General features: G+C 43.2%; 26 protein-coding genes. All 26 read left to right on the top strand.

The window, feature by feature from the left end; genetic code table 11:
• Positions 1-25 precede the first annotated feature (25 nt).
• The 26 genes from rpsL to secY all read left to right on the top strand — a co-directional run bounded on the left by rpsL (position 26) and on the right by secY (position 16,351).
• Entirely contained in the window at positions 26-448 is a 423-nt protein-coding gene (gene rpsL, locus QT711_RS09365) for a 30S ribosomal protein S12 (protein WP_317943702.1), read from the top strand.
• Positions 449-489: 41 nt separating this feature from the next.
• Positions 490-960 (top strand): 30S ribosomal protein S7, encoded by a 471-nt coding sequence (rpsG, locus tag QT711_RS09360; protein ID WP_207959161.1) that lies wholly within the window; start codon positions 490-492, stop codon positions 958-960.
• Positions 961-1,011: 51 nt separating this feature from the next.
• On the top strand, positions 1,012-3,090 hold the full coding sequence (fusA, locus tag QT711_RS09355) for an elongation factor G (RefSeq protein ID WP_317943700.1): 2,079 nt from the start codon (positions 1,012-1,014) through the stop codon (positions 3,088-3,090).
• Positions 3,091-3,215: 125 nt separating this feature from the next.
• Positions 3,216-4,403 carry an elongation factor Tu gene (tuf, locus tag QT711_RS09350; protein ID WP_317943698.1) on the top strand — a complete coding sequence of 396 codons (1,188 nt, stop codon included), beginning with the start codon at positions 3,216-3,218 and terminating at the stop codon, positions 4,401-4,403.
• 1,497 nt (positions 4,404-5,900) lie between these two features.
• On the top strand, positions 5,901-6,209 hold the full coding sequence (gene rpsJ / locus QT711_RS09345; protein ID WP_060203412.1) for a 30S ribosomal protein S10: 309 nt from the start codon (positions 5,901-5,903) through the stop codon (positions 6,207-6,209).
• A 41-nt stretch (positions 6,210-6,250) separates the two neighbouring features.
• Positions 6,251-6,877 carry a 50S ribosomal protein L3 gene (gene rplC, locus QT711_RS09340; protein ID WP_317943696.1) on the top strand — a complete coding sequence of 209 codons (627 nt, stop codon included), beginning with the start codon at positions 6,251-6,253 and terminating at the stop codon, positions 6,875-6,877.
• Positions 6,878-6,901: 24 nt separating this feature from the next.
• Positions 6,902-7,525: a 50S ribosomal protein L4 gene (gene rplD / locus QT711_RS09335; protein WP_317943694.1), complete on the top strand. Its 624-nt coding sequence runs from the start codon at positions 6,902-6,904 to the stop codon at positions 7,523-7,525.
• On the top strand, positions 7,525-7,809 hold the full coding sequence (gene rplW / locus QT711_RS09330) for a 50S ribosomal protein L23 (protein WP_248510330.1): 285 nt from the start codon (positions 7,525-7,527) through the stop codon (positions 7,807-7,809). Before rplD ends, rplW begins: the two co-directional genes overlap by 1 nt.
• Positions 7,810-7,842: 33 nt before the next feature.
• Positions 7,843-8,673 (top strand): 50S ribosomal protein L2, encoded by an 831-nt coding sequence (gene rplB, locus QT711_RS09325; protein WP_317943690.1) that lies wholly within the window; start codon positions 7,843-7,845, stop codon positions 8,671-8,673.
• A gap of 63 nt (positions 8,674-8,736) precedes the next feature.
• Positions 8,737-9,015, top strand: coding sequence for a 30S ribosomal protein S19 (gene rpsS, locus QT711_RS09320; RefSeq protein ID WP_060203421.1), 279 nt, complete (start codon positions 8,737-8,739; stop codon positions 9,013-9,015).
• A 19-nt stretch (positions 9,016-9,034) separates the two neighbouring features.
• Positions 9,035-9,379, top strand: a complete 345-nt coding sequence (rplV, locus tag QT711_RS09315; RefSeq protein ID WP_317943689.1) for a 50S ribosomal protein L22 — start codon at positions 9,035-9,037, stop codon at positions 9,377-9,379.
• Positions 9,380-9,382: 3 nt separating this feature from the next.
• On the top strand, positions 9,383-10,039 hold the full coding sequence (gene rpsC, locus QT711_RS09310; protein ID WP_317943687.1) for a 30S ribosomal protein S3: 657 nt from the start codon (positions 9,383-9,385) through the stop codon (positions 10,037-10,039).
• A gap of 2 nt (positions 10,040-10,041) precedes the next feature.
• On the top strand, positions 10,042-10,476 hold the full coding sequence (gene rplP / locus QT711_RS09305) for a 50S ribosomal protein L16 (RefSeq protein ID WP_317943685.1): 435 nt from the start codon (positions 10,042-10,044) through the stop codon (positions 10,474-10,476).
• Positions 10,466-10,666 (top strand): 50S ribosomal protein L29, encoded by a 201-nt coding sequence (rpmC, locus tag QT711_RS09300; RefSeq protein WP_009499049.1) that lies wholly within the window; start codon positions 10,466-10,468, stop codon positions 10,664-10,666. The genes rplP and rpmC overlap by 11 nt, the downstream gene beginning before the upstream one ends.
• Before the next feature lie 17 nt (positions 10,667-10,683).
• A complete protein-coding gene (rpsQ, locus tag QT711_RS09295; RefSeq protein WP_147057446.1) occupies positions 10,684-10,947 on the top strand; it encodes a 30S ribosomal protein S17 in 264 nt (87 codons plus the stop codon).
• Positions 10,948-10,986: 39 nt separating this feature from the next.
• Positions 10,987-11,355: a 50S ribosomal protein L14 gene (rplN, locus tag QT711_RS09290; protein ID WP_317943681.1), complete on the top strand. Its 369-nt coding sequence runs from the start codon at positions 10,987-10,989 to the stop codon at positions 11,353-11,355.
• A gap of 35 nt (positions 11,356-11,390) precedes the next feature.
• Positions 11,391-11,702, top strand: coding sequence for a 50S ribosomal protein L24 (gene rplX, locus QT711_RS09285; RefSeq protein WP_317943679.1), 312 nt, complete (start codon positions 11,391-11,393; stop codon positions 11,700-11,702).
• Positions 11,703-11,728: 26 nt separating this feature from the next.
• Positions 11,729-12,268, top strand: coding sequence for a 50S ribosomal protein L5 (gene rplE, locus QT711_RS09280; protein WP_317943677.1), 540 nt, complete (start codon positions 11,729-11,731; stop codon positions 12,266-12,268).
• A gap of 19 nt (positions 12,269-12,287) precedes the next feature.
• A complete protein-coding gene (gene rpsN, locus QT711_RS09275; protein WP_020062302.1) occupies positions 12,288-12,473 on the top strand; it encodes a 30S ribosomal protein S14 in 186 nt (61 codons plus the stop codon).
• A gap of 29 nt (positions 12,474-12,502) precedes the next feature.
• Positions 12,503-12,901, top strand: coding sequence for a 30S ribosomal protein S8 (gene rpsH / locus QT711_RS09270; RefSeq protein ID WP_317943676.1), 399 nt, complete (start codon positions 12,503-12,505; stop codon positions 12,899-12,901).
• A gap of 30 nt (positions 12,902-12,931) precedes the next feature.
• Positions 12,932-13,471: a 50S ribosomal protein L6 gene (rplF, locus tag QT711_RS09265; RefSeq protein ID WP_317943675.1), complete on the top strand. Its 540-nt coding sequence runs from the start codon at positions 12,932-12,934 to the stop codon at positions 13,469-13,471.
• A 32-nt stretch (positions 13,472-13,503) separates the two neighbouring features.
• The gene (rplR, locus tag QT711_RS09260) at positions 13,504-13,866 is read left to right on the top strand and encodes a 50S ribosomal protein L18 (RefSeq protein ID WP_317943674.1); all 363 of its coding nucleotides are present in this window, start codon (positions 13,504-13,506) and stop codon (positions 13,864-13,866) included.
• Positions 13,867-13,888: 22 nt separating this feature from the next.
• Entirely contained in the window at positions 13,889-14,389 is a 501-nt protein-coding gene (gene rpsE, locus QT711_RS09255; protein WP_317943672.1) for a 30S ribosomal protein S5, read from the top strand.
• Positions 14,390-14,402: 13 nt separating this feature from the next.
• The gene (gene rpmD / locus QT711_RS09250; RefSeq protein ID WP_317943670.1) at positions 14,403-14,585 is read left to right on the top strand and encodes a 50S ribosomal protein L30; all 183 of its coding nucleotides are present in this window, start codon (positions 14,403-14,405) and stop codon (positions 14,583-14,585) included.
• A gap of 33 nt (positions 14,586-14,618) precedes the next feature.
• Positions 14,619-15,059, top strand: a complete 441-nt coding sequence (rplO, locus tag QT711_RS09245; RefSeq protein WP_317943668.1) for a 50S ribosomal protein L15 — start codon at positions 14,619-14,621, stop codon at positions 15,057-15,059.
• A complete protein-coding gene (gene secY, locus QT711_RS09240) occupies positions 15,059-16,351 on the top strand; it encodes a preprotein translocase subunit SecY (protein WP_317943666.1) in 1,293 nt (430 codons plus the stop codon). The genes rplO and secY overlap by 1 nt, the downstream gene beginning before the upstream one ends.
• Positions 16,352-16,372 lie beyond the last annotated feature (21 nt).

The raw sequence follows: 16,372 nt of genomic DNA, 5'->3' as shown, positions 1-16,372 counted from the left end.
AAGCACAGTGAAAGGAGGAAATCCAATGCCTACAATTAATCAATTAGTCCGCAAACCTCGTAAATCGAAATCGGACAATTCAAAGGCTCCAGCTCTAGGAAAAAGCTATAACAGCTTCAAAAAGTCGATGACAAACGTCAACTCGCCACAAAAAAGAGGTGTTTGTACTCGTGTGGGTACAATGACTCCGAAGAAACCAAACTCGGCTCTTCGTAAATATGCGCGTGTTCGTTTGACAAACACTTTGGAAGTTAACGCATATATCCCTGGTGAAGGACACAACCTTCAAGAACACAGCGTTGTTCTTATCCGTGGAGGACGTGTAAAAGACTTACCGGGTGTTCGTTACCATATCGTACGTGGTGCACTTGATACTGCTGGTGTTACTGGCCGTATGCAAAGCCGTTCTCTATATGGAGCAAAACGCCCTAAAGAAAAGAAAAACTAATGATACTTACGAAATGATTATTTCGAAAGGAGGAAAACAATATGCCTCGTAAAGGTCCTGTTGCAAAACGTGACGTATTACCAGATCCGATTTACAATTCCAAGCTTGTAACTCGTCTTATCAACAAAATGATGGTAGACGGTAAAAAAGGTACATCCCAAAAAATCCTCTATGGTGCGTTCGAACTTGTTAAAGAACGTTCTGGAAAAGATCCAATTGAAGTATTTGAAGCTGCTTTGAACAACGTTATGCCTGTACTTGAAGTACGTGCTCGCCGTGTCGGTGGTGCTAACTATCAAGTTCCGGTTGAAGTTCGTCCTGAGCGCCGTACGACTCTCGGATTACGTTACCTTGTGAACTACTCTCGCACACGCGGTGAGAAAACAATGGAAGAACGTCTTGCGAATGAAATCCTTGACGCTTCTAACAACACAGGTGCATCCGTGAAACGCCGTGAAGAAATGCATAAAATGGCTGAAGCCAACAAAGCATTCGCTCACTATCGCTGGTAAGATCGGATGGTCTCTTAACACCTTAATCCGAAACGGAAGGAGTTATACAAAATGGCTAGAGAGTTCTCCCTTGAGAATACTCGTAACATTGGTATCATGGCTCACATCGACGCTGGTAAGACAACAACGACTGAGCGGATCCTTTATTACACAGGTAAGATCCATAAAATTGGAGAAACACACGAAGGTGCTTCCCAAATGGACTGGATGGAGCAGGAGCAAGAGCGTGGAATCACAATCACATCTGCTGCGACAACAGCTAGTTGGAAAGGCCATCGCGTAAACATCATCGATACTCCGGGTCACGTTGACTTCACAGTTGAAGTTGAACGTTCTCTACGTGTATTGGATGGTGCTGTAACGGTACTTGACGCTCAATCGGGTGTTGAACCGCAAACAGAAACAGTATGGCGTCAAGCGACAAACTACGGCGTACCACGTCTAGTTTTCGTTAACAAAATGGACAAGACAGGTGCGGATTTCCTTTACTCTGTAAGCACTCTACATGATCGCTTGCAAGCAAATGCACATCCAATCCAACTTCCAATCGGTTCAGAAGATACATTCTCTGGAATTATCGACTTGATCGAAATGAAAGCAAACTTCTATCCGGATGATACGGGTATGAACGTTGAAGTGGGCGATATTCCTGAAGAATATCAAGCACAAGCTGAAGAGTACCGTGAGAAGTTAATCGAAGCAATTGTTGACTTCGATGAAGATCTTATGGAAAAATACCTTGGCGGCGAAACGCTTTCAGTAGAAGAAATCAAAACTGCAATCCGTAAAGCGACACTAGCGGTAGAATTCTACCCAGTAGTTTGCGGTACTGCATTCAAAAATAAAGGTGTTCAATTAGTACTTGACGCAGTTGTCGATTACTTACCAGCACCAACTGATATCCTTTCAATGCAAGGTATCAACCCTGATACTGAAGAAGAAGAAGAGCGTCATGCTAGCGATGAAGAGCCATTCTCTGCATTGGCATTCAAAGTTATGACAGACCCTTACGTTGGTAAGCTTACATTCTTCCGCGTATACTCTGGTGTTCTTCAATCAGGTTCTTATGTAAAGAACTCTACAAAAGGTAAGCGTGAACGTGTAGGACGTATCCTTCAAATGCACGCAAACCACCGTGAAGAGATCGCTGAAGTACATGCTGGTGAAATTGCAGCTGCAGTCGGCTTAAAAGATACTGGAACAGGTGACACACTTTGTGACGACAAAGCACCAATCATCCTTGAGTCCATGGAATTCCCAGAGCCGGTTATCTCTGTTGCAATCGAACCAAAAACAAAAGGTGACCAAGACAAGATGGGTACTGCCCTTGCAAAACTGCAAGAAGAAGATCCAACTTTCCGTGCGCACACTGACCAAGAAACAGGCGAAGTAATCATCGCTGGTATGGGTGAACTTCACCTTGATATCATCGTTGACCGTCTACGTCGTGAGTTCAAAGTCGAAGCAAACGTTGGTGCACCACAAGTATCTTATCGTGAAACATTCCGTGGCGCTGCGGAAGTTGAAGGTAAGTTCGTACGTCAATCAGGTGGTCGTGGTCAATTCGGACACGTTTGGATTGAATTCTCTCCAAACGAAGAAGGAAAAGGCTTCGAATTCACGAACGGTATCGTCGGTGGGGTTGTTCCTCGTGAATACATTCCTTCCGTTGAAGCTGGTCTTCGTGACTCACTAAACAATGGTGTTCTTGCTGGTTATCCGTTAATTGACGTTAAAGCTCGTCTTTTCGATGGTTCTTACCACGATGTCGATTCCAACGAGATGGCGTTCAAGATCGCTGCTTCCATGGCACTTAAAAATGCCGCTGCAAAATGTAACCCAGTTCTTCTTGAGCCAATGATGAAAGTAGAAGTAATCATTCCGGAAGAATACTTGGGCGACATCATGGGTGACATCACGTCACGCCGTGGTCGCGTGGAAGGTATGGACGCTCGTGGTAACGCACAAGTTGTTCGTGCAATGGTTCCACTTGCAGAAATGTTCGGATATGCAACAGCTCTTCGTTCAAACACGCAAGGTCGTGGAGTATTCTCCATGTCGTTCGATCACTACGAAGATGTACCGAAATCAATTGCAGAAGAAGTTATCAAGAAAAATAAAGGTGCATAATAACAATTCATCCTTGTTTCTCTAGATGATTACTTGTAAGATATGGATAGTTGAAGGGAATTTTCTCTTCAGCATCCATACCAATAAAGCTAAAAACATTCATATTTTTAAGGAGGAATTCCATAATGGGTAAAGAAAAATTCGATCGTTCCAAACAGCATGCTAACGTCGGAACAATTGGTCACGTTGACCATGGTAAAACAACTTTGACTGCTGCAATCGCAACAGTTCTTTCAAAAAGAATGGGTGGAGAAGCGAAATCATACGCTGACGTAGACAACGCTCCAGAAGAAAAAGAGCGTGGTATTACAATCAATACTTCACACATCGAGTACGAAACTGAAACTCGTCACTACGCACACGTTGACTGCCCAGGTCACGCTGACTATGTTAAAAACATGATCACTGGTGCAGCACAAATGGACGGCGGGATCCTAGTTGTATCTGCAGCTGACGGCCCAATGCCACAAACTCGTGAGCACATCCTTCTTTCACGTCAAGTAGGTGTTCCTTACCTTGTTGTATTCATGAACAAATGTGACATGGTAGACGACGAAGAACTTCTTGAACTAGTTGAAATGGAAATCCGTGACCTTCTTTCTGAGTACGAGTTCCCTGGCGATGACCTACCAGTTATCAAAGGTTCTGCTCTTAAAGCTCTTGAAGGTGAGCCTGAGTGGGAAGAGAAAATCGTTGAGCTTATGAACGCTGTTGACGAGTACATCCCAACACCACCACGTGACACTGAAAAACCATTCATGATGCCAGTTGAGGACGTATTCTCAATCACTGGTCGTGGTACAGTTGCTACTGGACGTGTAGAGCGTGGAGTAGTTAAAGTCGGCGATGTAGTTGAAATCATCGGTTTGACTGAAGAGCCAAAATCAACAACTGTAACAGGTGTTGAAATGTTCCGTAAGCTTCTTGACTATGCAGAAGCTGGAGACAACATCGGTGCACTTCTTCGTGGTGTAGCACGTGAAGACATCGAGCGTGGTCAAGTACTTGCTAAACCAGGTACAATCACACCACACACTAAATTCAAATCAGAAGTATACGTTCTATCAAAAGAAGAAGGTGGACGTCACACTCCATTCTTCTCTAACTACCGCCCTCAGTTCTACTTCCGTACAACTGACGTAACTGGTATCATCCAACTTCCAGAAGGCGTGGAAATGGTTATGCCTGGCGACAACGTTGAAATGACAGTTGAACTAATCTCTCCAATCGCGATTGAAGAAGGAACTAAATTCTCAATCCGTGAAGGTGGACGTACAGTTGGAGCTGGCGTTGTAGCAACAATCGAAAAGTAATCCTTTTCAAACTAAAACCCCGCATATGCGGGGTTTTTATTTTGGGGTGATTAGCGTGTTCCATAGAATCTTCATTAAACATGCTAGTAAGCTCGAAACTTTTTCGATCGACTTATAATCAATTAAATCACAATGTATTTTCTTGGAACGTCGGATATTCGCCTCATGCAAAGCATATTTCCATAGAACGCCGCAAAATCGCATCAAATGCAGCATATTCCCCTGTAACCCGGCATAATCCCATCAAACGCAGCATATTTCTCTGTAACGCAGCATATTCGCATCAAACGCCGCATATTTCTCTGTAACGCGGCATAATCGCCTCAATCGCGGCAAAACTCCTCAGAACACCGCATAATCACTTCAAACGCGGCAAAACTCCTCAGAACACCGCATAATCACTTCAAACGCGGCAAAACTCCTCAGAACACCGCATAATCACTTCGAACGCGGCAAAACTCTTCAGAACACCGCATAATCATCTTAAACGCGGCATAAACTCCTCAGAACACAGCATAACCACAGGAAACACCGCATAACCCCTCAAAATCCTTCCATATTAGTATTCCTCTCCAACCAAACCGTTAATTTGTCAAAGCCCATTTAGCGCGACCAGAGAATTTACCGATCAACCAACTGCCGCGCGGTACTAGCAAAATGTTTGATTGAATCTATTAAGCGCTATTTTCTTAGTCAGTCTTTAAAGAACCAAGCAACACAAGCATCTACCGTTCTTCTATAAGAAAACAATAGTCATCGAAGCCAACTTTTACCTAAATCATCATATCGCGAAAGAATACCCTTACTAAAAAGTCAAAGCATCTATATGAATTCCGCTGCATCTCACTAGTACGCTGAGTGATTCCAAGTATTGCGGCGTTTTGCAGTAATATGAGGAAAACTACAGTACTATGCGCTCTTCTAGCTAAATATGCTGAAATCTAACAAATTTTGCGGAGAATTAAAGAATTATGCGGTTTATTTGAAAAAACACTAGCTACAAATAAAAAGCATTATCTCCTCTTTACGCGCTGTCGAACGCAATCATGATCAACTCTTCGTCAATCTAATATCTATATTCCTCCTTACTTTAAATGCTTTAGATTATTCAATGGTGGTGCGCAGTGTAAATTCCTATCTAGCGTATGTATCATCGCATTCATTCTACTGATTAAATTAAGTATCATTTGTGTGAAGCTAATTCAAAATGGACAAGTTGAATAGCAATCAAATTAGGCAGCGAATCGCGTATTTCCAATCTTTACTCCCTCATAACAGTTGAAAAAAATAATATATCCTATTATAATAAAAAAGCTTGAGAAAGAATTTCGCCAAAAGACTTGCGAGATTCTATTTCCTTGTGTATAATGTTGAATGTTGGTCTTTGACTGCGATGAAGCGAGAGGTTGCCGACACACCCGGCCGCTTTGCCATGGCATGTGTGTGGGAAATTTTCGTGGAGAATGTCTAGAAAATAGGCGAAAAGGAGGGAAAGTAATGGCAAAACAGAAGATTCGTATCCGTTTAAAAGCATATGATCACAGAATTCTTGATCAGTCAGCTGAAAAAATTGTAGAAACAGCAAAACGTTCAGGTGCAAGCGTATCAGGTCCGATACCTCTTCCAACTGAAAGATCTGTTTATACAGTACTTCGTGCGGTACATAAGTACAAAGATTCGCGCGAGCAGTTTGAAATGCGTACGCACAAACGTCTAATCGATATCGTTAACCCAACACCACAAACTGTTGATGCGTTAATGAAACTTGATTTACCATCTGGCGTTGACATTGAAATCAAACTTTAATCGATAAAAATAAAACTAATCAAATTCAGGAGGTGTGACAAATGACCAAAGGAATCTTAGGGAGAAAAGTCGGTATGACGCAAATTTTTGCTGAAAACGGCGATCTCATTCCAGTAACTGTGATTGAAGCTGCTCCAAACGTAGTTCTTCAAAAGAAGACTATTGAAACGGACGGTTACGAAGCAATCCAGCTTGGATTCGACGACAAACGTGAAAAGCTAGCGAACAAACCTGAAAAAGGACACGTTGCTAAAGCTGAAACGGCACCTAAGCGCTTCATTCGCGAATTCCGCGGAGACGTTAATGGGTACGAAGTTGGTCAGGAAGTCAAAGTCGATACATTCGCAGAAGGCGATATTGTCGATATTACAGGAGTATCAAAAGGTAAAGGGTTCCAAGGTGTTATTAAGCGCCACGGATTCTCACGCGGACCAATGAGTCACGGTTCTCGTTTCCACCGTGCACCAGGTTCACTAGGTGCGGTTGACGGACAACGTGTATTCAAAGGGAAGAAATTACCAGGACGTACTGGTGGAGACACAATTACGATCCAAAACCTTGAAATCGTACGAGTTGACGCTGAGCGTAACTTGCTACTAATCAAAGGTAACGTTCCAGGCGCACGTAAATCACTTATCCAAGTGAAAAGCGCAATTAAAGGGAACTAATTCTTAAGGAAGGAGGAAACAAAAATGCCTAAAGTATCCGTACTAAGTCAAACAGGTTCTTCAGTTGGCGATATCGAATTGAGCGAAGCGATCTTCGGAATCGAGCCAAATGAAGCTGTATTATTTGAAGCTTTGGTTCAACAACGTTCATCGTTACGCCAAGGTAATCATAAAGCAAAAACTCGCGCGGAAGTTGCTGGTGGTGGCCGTAAACCATGGCGCCAAAAAGGAACTGGTCGTGCACGTCAAGGTTCAATCCGTTCACCACAATGGCGTGGAGGCGGTATCGTATTCGGACCATCTCCAAGAAGCTACAGCTACAAGCTTCCTAAGAAAGTTCGTCGTTTGGCACTTCTATCTGCGCTTTCTACGAAAGTTCGCGATGAAGAAATCATCGTGTTAGATAGCCTTACATTCGATGCACCAAAGACAAAAGAATTCACGAAAGTTCTTAAAGATCTTTCAATTAATAAAAAAGCGTTATTCGTAACAGCTGATTTAGATGAAGCGGTAGCATTGTCTGCTCGTAACATTCCTGGAGTTAGCGTAGTTACTGCTAACGGCATCAACGTTCTTGACATCGTTGCACATGACAACCTTGTTGTAACAAAAGATGCTGTACAGAAAATTGAGGAGGTGCTTGGTTAATGGAAGCACGTGATGTACTAAAACGTCCGGTCATTACCGAGCGTTCTTCAGAACAAATGGAACTTAAGAAATACACTTTCGAAGTAGATACGCGCGCTAACAAAACACACGTTAAGCAAGCTGTAGAAGAAATCTTCGGAGTAAAAGTAGAGAAAGTCAACGTTCAGAACTACAAAGGTAAGTTCAAGCGTATGGGCAAACATGCAGGATACACTAACAAACGTCGTAAAGCGATTGTTACATTGACTGCTGACTCTAAAGACATCGAACTTTTCGAAATGTAATTGAAACGTAAATAAACGAAGGAGGGAACACAAATGGCGATTAAGAAATACAAACCTACCTCCAACGGACGTCGTAACATGACTTCTTCTGACTTTGCTGAAATTACAGCTACAAAGCCGGAAAAATCATTGCTTGAACCACTCAAGCGTAAAGGCGGACGTAACAACCAAGGTAGAATGACTGTTCGTCACCAAGGTGGAGGCCACAAGCGCCAATACCGTGTCATCGATTTCCAACGTCGGAAAGATGGCATTCCAGGACGCGTTGCTACGATCGAATACGATCCAAACCGTTCTGCAAACATTGCCCTAATCAACTATGCTGATGGGGAAAAACGTTACATCCTAGCTCCAAAAGGATTACAAGTAGGAATGACAGTAATGTCAGGTCCAGAAGCGGATATCAAAGTAGGTAACACACTACCACTTGAAAACATCCCAATGGGTTCTACTATCCATAACATTGAGCTAAAACCTGGTAAAGGTGGACAATTGGTACGTTCTGCAGGAACTTCTGCACAACTACTAGGTCGTGAAGGCAAATATGTCATCATCCGTCTACAATCAGGAGAAGTTCGTATGATCTTATCAACTTGCCGCGCTACAATCGGTCAAGTAGGTAACGAGCAACACGAATTGATCAACATCGGTAAAGCAGGTCGTTCTCGTTGGATGGGTAAACGCCCAACTGTACGTGGATCTGTCATGAACCCTAACGATCACCCACACGGTGGTGGTGAAGGACGTACGCCAATCGGTCGTCCAAGCCCTGTTACACCTTGGGGTAAACCAGCTCTTGGTTACAAAACACGTAAGAAAAACAACAAATCCGACAAACTTATTGTTCGTCGCCGTAAAAAATAATGTGGTGACACTGCGGTTCGTTGAAAGGACCGTAGTACGATCATCACGGAGGGAGGTTTCTACATGGGCCGCAGCTTGAAAAAAGGACCTTTTGCAGATGATCATCTAATGAAAAAGGTCGATGCTCAAAAAGATGCACAGAAAAAGCAGGTCATTAAAACTTGGTCACGCCGTTCTACAATCTTCCCATCTTTCATCGGATTGACGATTGCAGTTTACGACGGACGCAAACACGTACCTGTCTATGTGACTGAAGATATGGTTGGTCACAAACTAGGTGAATTCGTACCTACGCGCACATACAAAGGTCATGGCGCTGACGATAAGAAAACAAGACGTTAATTGAGAGGAGGTTAATCTGATGCAACAAGCAAAAGCTACTGCCCGCACAGTCCGTATTGCTCCTCGCAAAGTCCGTTTGGTCGTTGATCTTATCCGGGGCAAGAAAATCGGTGAAGCTGTCGCGATTCTACGCCTGACGCCTAAAGCGGCATCTCCGGTTGTAGAAAAGGTATTGAAATCAGCAATCGCTAATGCTGAACACAACTATGAAATGGATGTTGAGAACCTTGTAGTCAGCGAAGTATTCGTTGATGAAGGTCCAACAATGAAACGTTTCCGTCCACGTGCACAAGGTCGTGCAAGTGCGATTAATAAACGTACTAGCCACATCACTGTAGTGGTATCCGAAAAGAAGGAGGGGTAATTCGTGGGTCAAAAAGTACATCCTAATGGTTTACGGGTTGGTGTCATTCGTGATTGGGATTCTAAATGGTATGCTGAAAAAGACTATGCAAACCTTTTACACGAAGACTTGAAAATCCGTGAATATATCGAAAAACGCCTAGTTGACGCTGCACTTTCCAAAGTGGAAATCGAGCGTGCTGCAAAGCGTGTCAATATTACAATTCACACTGCGAAGCCGGGTATGGTTATCGGTAAAGGCGGTTCTGAAGTAGAAGCACTTCGTAACGCTTTGAATAACATTACTGGCAAGCGTGTACACATCAACATCGTAGAAATCAAGCGTGCTGATCTAGACGCGAAATTGGTTGCAGAATCAATTGCTCGCCAACTAGAAAGCCGTGTATCTTTCCGTCGTGCACAAAAACAAGCAATTCAACGTACAATCCGTTCTGGTGCAAAAGGAATTAAAACACAAGTATCCGGACGTCTTGGCGGTGCTGACATCGCTCGTGCGGAACACTATAGTGAAGGTACTGTTCCCCTTCATACATTACGTGCAGACATTGACTATGCACACGCAGAAGCTGACACTACATATGGTAAGCTTGGCGTAAAAGTATGGATCTACCGGGGAGAAGTCCTTCCAGTGAAGAAGAACTCTGAGGAAGGAGGCAACTAATTATGTTAATGCCTAAACGCGTTAAATATCGTCGTGTATTCCGTGGTAAAATGCGCGGAACTACGAAAGGCGGAGCATCTGTTCAATTCGGTGAATTCGGTCTTCAATCAACTGAATCAGGTTGGGTTACAAACCGACAAATCGAATCAGCTCGTATCGCAATGACACGTTACATGAAACGTGGCGGTAAAGTTTGGATCAACATCTTCCCACACAAGCCATATACGAAAAAGCCTCTTGAAGTCCGGATGGGTTCCGGTAAAGGTGCTGTAGAAGGCTGGGTTGCAGTAGTAAAACCAGGTCGTGTAATGTTCGAAATCGCAGGTGTGTCAGAAGAAGTTGCTCGTGAAGCTCTACGCCTCGCATCTCACAAACTGCCGGTTAAGAGCAAGTTTGTAAAACGAGAAGAAATTGGTGGTGAGTCTAATGAAAGCTAAAGAAATCCGTGACTTGACAACTGCAGAAATCGAGCAAAAGGTAAAATCACTGAAAGAAGAGCTTTTCAACCTTCGCTTCCAATTAGCGACAGGACAATTAGAAAACACTGCACGCATCCGTGAAGTTCGCAAATCGATTGCGCGCATGAAAACTGTAATACGTCAAAGAGAGATCAGTGCAAATAACTGATGAAGGAGGTTGCAGCCATGACTGAGCGTAACCAGCGCAAAGTGTACACAGGCCGTGTCGTATCTGACAAAATGGATAAGACGGTTACCGTAATGGTAGAAACACACAAAAAACACTCTTTATACGGCAAACGTGTAAAGTACTCTAAAAAATTCAAGGCCCATGATGAACTTAATGAAGCGAAAATCGGCGACGTAGTTCGCATTATGGAAACTCGTCCACTTTCAGCTACAAAGCGTTTCCGCCTCATTGAAGTAGTCGAAAAAGCGGTCATCATCTAATATCGTTCGGAAAGTAAATTCCGAGAGGAGGTAGCCTCAATGATTCAACAAGAAAGTCGTATGAAAGTTGCCGATAACTCAGGTGCACGTGAAGTGTTAACGATTAAAGTTCTAGGTGGAACAGGTCGTAAAACTGCAAACATCGGTGATGTCGTTGTTGTAACAGTGAAAAAAGCAACACCTGGTGGCGTTGTCAAGAAAGGTGAAGTTGTCAAAGCTGTTATCGTCCGTACAAAAAGCGGGGTGCGTCGTAAAGATGGCTCCTACATTACGTTTGACGAAAACGCATGTGTTATCATCCGTGATGACAAGAGTCCACGTGGAACACGTATTTTCGGACCTGTTGCCCGCGAACTACGCGACAGCAACTTCATGAAAATCATTTCACTTGCTCCAGAAGTTCTTTAATTACATGACAGTGCCAATCAAGGAGGTGCGATAAAATGCACGTTAAAAAAGGCGATAAAGTTATGGTCATCACCGGAAAAGATAAAGGTAAGACCGGCGTAATCTTAGCTGCTTTCCCCAAAAAGGATCGCGTGCTTGTTGAAGGTATCAACATCGTAAAGAAACATACGAAACCGAACCAAGCAAATCCTCAAGGCGGAATTATCAGCCAAGAGGCAGCTATCCATGTATCTAATGTCATGCCAATCGATCCTAAAACAGGCGAGCCTACTCGCGTTGGATACAAAATCGAAGATGGCAAGAAGATTCGTATTGCTAAAAAATCCGGTGAAGCGCTGGATAAATGAGTAATGGATGAAAGGAGGTCCAACTGATGAGCCGATTAAAAGATAAGTTTTCAAAAGAAATCACACCTGCTCTAATGAGCAAGTTTGAATATAGTTCAGTAATGCAAGTACCTAAAGTAGAAAAAATCGTCATCAATATGGGTGTTGGTGATGCTGTTCAGAACTCTAAAGCACTTGACGCGGCAGTGGAAGATCTAACAATCATTTCCGGTCAAAAGCCAGTTGTTACAAAAGCGAAGAAATCAATCGCTGGTTTCCGTCTACGTGAAGGAATGCCGATTGGAGCTAAAGTAACACTTCGTGGTGAGCGCATGTACGAATTCCTGGATAAGCTGATTGCAGTTTCACTTCCGCGTGTACGTGACTTCCGTGGTGTTTCTAAAAAATCATTCGATGGTCGCGGTAACTACACACTTGGTGTGAAGGAACAGCTAATTTTCCCTGAAATCGACTACGATAAAGTATCTAAAGTACGCGGAATGGATATCGTCATCGTTACGACTGCTAACTCCGATGAAGAAGCACGTGAGTTATTAACGCAGTTCGGCATGCCGTTCCAAAAGTAAACTAAAGGGAGGCGAAAACGTGGCTAAGAAATCAATGATCGCAAAACAGAAACGTACGCCAAAGTTCAAAGTTCAAGATTATACACGTTGCGAGCGCTGTGGTCGTCCGCATTCTGTATATCGCAAATTCAAACTTTGCCGTATTTGTTTCCGCGAACTCGCATATAAGGGACAAATTCCTGGCGTCAAAAAAGCAAGCTGGTAATCCCCTAACTTGGGAAGGAGGTTAATGTAATGACAATGAGTGATCCGATTGCAGACATGCTTACACGCATCCGTAACGCGAACATGGTTCGCCACGAGAAGCTTGAAGTACCTGCTTCAAACATGAAAAAAGAAATCGCAGAAATCTTAAAGCGTGAAGGTTTCATTCGCGATGTTGAATATGTGGAAGATAGCAAACAAGGCATTATCCGCATTTTCCTTAAATATGGTCAAAACAACGAGCGTGTTATCACTGGTCTTAAACGTATTTCAAAACCTGGTCTTCGCGTTTACGCAAAAACGAATGAAGTACCTAAAGTTTTGAATGGCCTAGGTATCGCCCTCGTATCCACGTCAAACGGTCTCCTTACTGATAAGGAAGCACGTGCAAAACAAGTAGGCGGAGAAGTCGTAGCTTACGTTTGGTAATCCGTAACAATTGAATGGAGGTGCAATAGGATGTCCCGAATTGGTAAACGCCCAATCGAGGTACCTGAAAACGTAACGGTTACAATCGCTGATAATAACCAAGTTACTGTTAAAGGCCCTAAAGGCGAACTTACAAATACATTTAACGCTGATATTAAAATCGAACAAGAAGGCAACATCATTACGTTGACTCGTCCTTCTGATTCTAAAGAACACCGTTCCATGCACGGAACAACTCGTTCACTTTTAGACAACATGGTTGTTGGTGTATCTAAAGGATTCGAACGTACACTAGAATTGATCGGGGTTGGGTACCGTGCTCAACTTCAAGGCCAAAAACTAGTATTGAATGTTGGTTACTCTCACCCGGTTGAATTCACACCGGAAGAAGGAATTGAAGTTGAAGTTCCTGCCAATACAAAAATTATCGTTCGCGGTATTAATAAAGAACGTGTTGGTGCTCTAGCGTCGAACATTCGCAAAGTACGTCCACCAGAGCCTTATAAAGGTAAAGGTATTAAGTACGAAGGCGAACAAATCCGTCGTAAAGAAGGTAAAACAGGTAAATAATGCCGCTTAGGCATTCGGAAGGAGTGACCACGATGATTACGAAACAAGATAAGAACGCTGTCCGTAAAAAACGTCACGCACGTGTGCGTACGAAAATCAGCGGATCTTCAACGCGTCCACGCTTGAATGTTTATCGTTCAAACAAACATATCTATGCACAATTAATCGATGACGTAACTGGCGTAACGATTGCTAGTGCTTCCACTATGGATAAAGGGTTCGAAATGGACTCTAAAGCGAATGCTGAAGCAGCAGCTAAAGTTGGCGAAATGATCGCGAAGAAAGCCGTTGAAAAAGATGTCAAATCGGTTGTTTTCGACCGTGGCGGATACTTATTTCACGGCCGTGTTAAAGCTCTTGCAGACGCAGCACGCGAAAATGGTCTGGAATTTTAATTAAGAAGGAGGGACATATTTCATGCGTCGTAATGATCAGAATAGAAGTGAATTCGAAGAACGCGTAGTAACGATCAACCGCGTAGCGAAAGTAGTGAAAGGTGGACGTCGTTTCCGCTTTACAGCACTTGTCGTTGTCGGTGATAAAAACGGCCGTGTCGGTTTCGGAACTGGTAAAGCACAAGAGGTTCCAGATGCGATCCGTAAAGCGATCGAAGATGCGAAGAAGAACTTAATCGAAGTACCAATGGTTAAAGGAACGACTCCGCACGAAATCCTTGGACGTTTTGGTGCAGGAACAATCCTTATCAAACCTGCAGCACCTGGTACAGGAGTAATCGCCGGAGGACCTGTCCGTGCGGTACTTGAACTTGCAGGCATCACGGATATCCTTTCAAAATCCTTAGGATCAAGCACACCGATTAACATGGTTCGTGCTACAATTGAAGGATTGAAGAATTTGAAACGCGCTGAAGACGTTGCTAAATTGCGCGGAAAATCCGTAGAAGAACTGTTAGGTTAAGGGGGGAAACACAATGGCAAACAAACTTGAAATCACCCTTACGAAAAGTGTCATCGGCGCAAAGCCGGCACAACGTAAAACAGTTGAAGCTCTCGGTCTACGTAAGATGAATCAAACAGTTGAGCATCAAGACAATGTTGCGATTCGTGGCATGATCAATAAAGTAAGCCACTTAGTCACTGTTAAAGAACAATAAGTTAGATTTTCAGAATAAGGAGGTGCCGATAAGATGAAATTACACGAGATGAAACCAGCTGAAGGCGCACGTAAATCACGTAAACGCATTGGTCGTGGAATCGGTTCCGGTACAGGGAAAACTTCCGGTAAAGGTCATAAAGGGCAAAACGCTCGTTCTGGCGGAGGCGTTCGTCTTGGATTTGAGGGTGGACAAATTCCACTTTTCCAAAGACTTCCGAAGCGTGGATTTACGAACATTAACCGTAAAGAATACGCAATCGTGAACTTGGACGTACTTAACCGTTTTGACGAAGGTACCGAAGTTACACCTGAATTGTTGATTGAAACTGGAATCGTGAGCAATGAAAAATCAGGAATTAAGATTCTTGGCAATGGGACTCTTGAGAAAAAGATTACTGTCAAAGCTCATAAATTCTCTGCTTCTGCAAAAGAAGCGATCGAGAAAGCGGGCGGGCAAACTGAGGTGATTTAATGTTTCAGACAATCTCCAACTTTATGCGCGTTAGAGATATCAGGTCTAAAATCATTTTCACACTACTAGTGCTCATCGTATTCAGACTAGGATCTTTCGTTCCAGTCCCAAACGTTGATGCCACGGCTTTACAACAGTCAAACAACTCATTCATTAACCTCTTGGACACATTTGGTGGTGGTGCGTTAGGTCAGTTCTCCATTTTTGCGATGGGAATCATGCCGTACATCACTGCCTCCATCATTGTGCAATTATTGCAGATGGATGTTGTTCCGAAGTTTACTGAATGGGCGAAGCAAGGCGATGTCGGTAGACGGAAGCTTGCGCAATTTACAAGATATTTCACAGTCGTTCTTGCTTTCATTCAAGCGATTGCTATGTCATTTGGATTCAACCAAATGTTTGGTGGTACGTTGATTAAAGATGAAGGAATTGCTACATATGTAGTAATTGCGATTGTGTTAACTGCGGGTACTTCTTTCTTGCTATGGCTTGGTGAGCAAATTACTGCAAAAGGTGTTGGTAATGGGATTTCCATTATTATCTTTGCGGGAATTGTCTCAGCAATTCCAACGTCATTGTCACAGTTGTATGCATCCCAAATTCAAGATGCGGGTGACGCGTTGTATATCCGTATTGCAATGATGGTATTGTTGTTGATTGTTGTATTAGCAATCATCGTCGGAGTGATTTACGTACAAGAAGCACTTCGTAAAATTCCAATTCAATATGCAAAACGCATGACTGGTCGTCAACAATCGTCGGCTGGACAACAAACTCACTTGCCATTGAAATTGAATGCTGCAGGAGTTATTCCAGTAATCTTTGCGGTGGCGTTCTTCATTACACCACAACAAATTGCTAATTTCTTTGGAGAAAACAGTGTTACGAAATTCATCGCGCGGACATTTGATTACAATGAACCGATCGGGATGATCTTGTATGTAGCACTCATTCTTGCCTTCACGTATTTCTATGCATTCATTCAAGTGAATCCGGAAAACATGGCAGATAATCTGAAGAAACAAGGCGCGTATATTCCTGGCATTCGTCCAGGTCAAAACACGCAAGATTATTTAACAAGCACTTTGTATAGACTGACATTTGTCGGCTCGATTTTCCTAGCTGTCGTTGCAGTCATGCCAATTCTTTTCATAAACTTGGCTAGCCTTCCACAGTCCCTTCAAATTGGAGGAACAAGCTTGCTAATCGTCGTCGGGGTTGCCCTTGAAACGATGAAACAGCTTGAATCACAACTTGTGAAAAGGCATTACAAAGGGTTCATGAAATAATATTCAACTCAGGTTTTCCTG

The organism is Sporosarcina saromensis (assembly GCF_033253735.1).
Lineage (GTDB): Bacteria > Bacillota > Bacilli > Bacillales_A > Planococcaceae > Sporosarcina > Sporosarcina saromensis.
The sequence above is the reverse complement of the archived record's forward strand: the minus strand, read 5'-3'. Positions and strand labels throughout refer to the sequence as shown.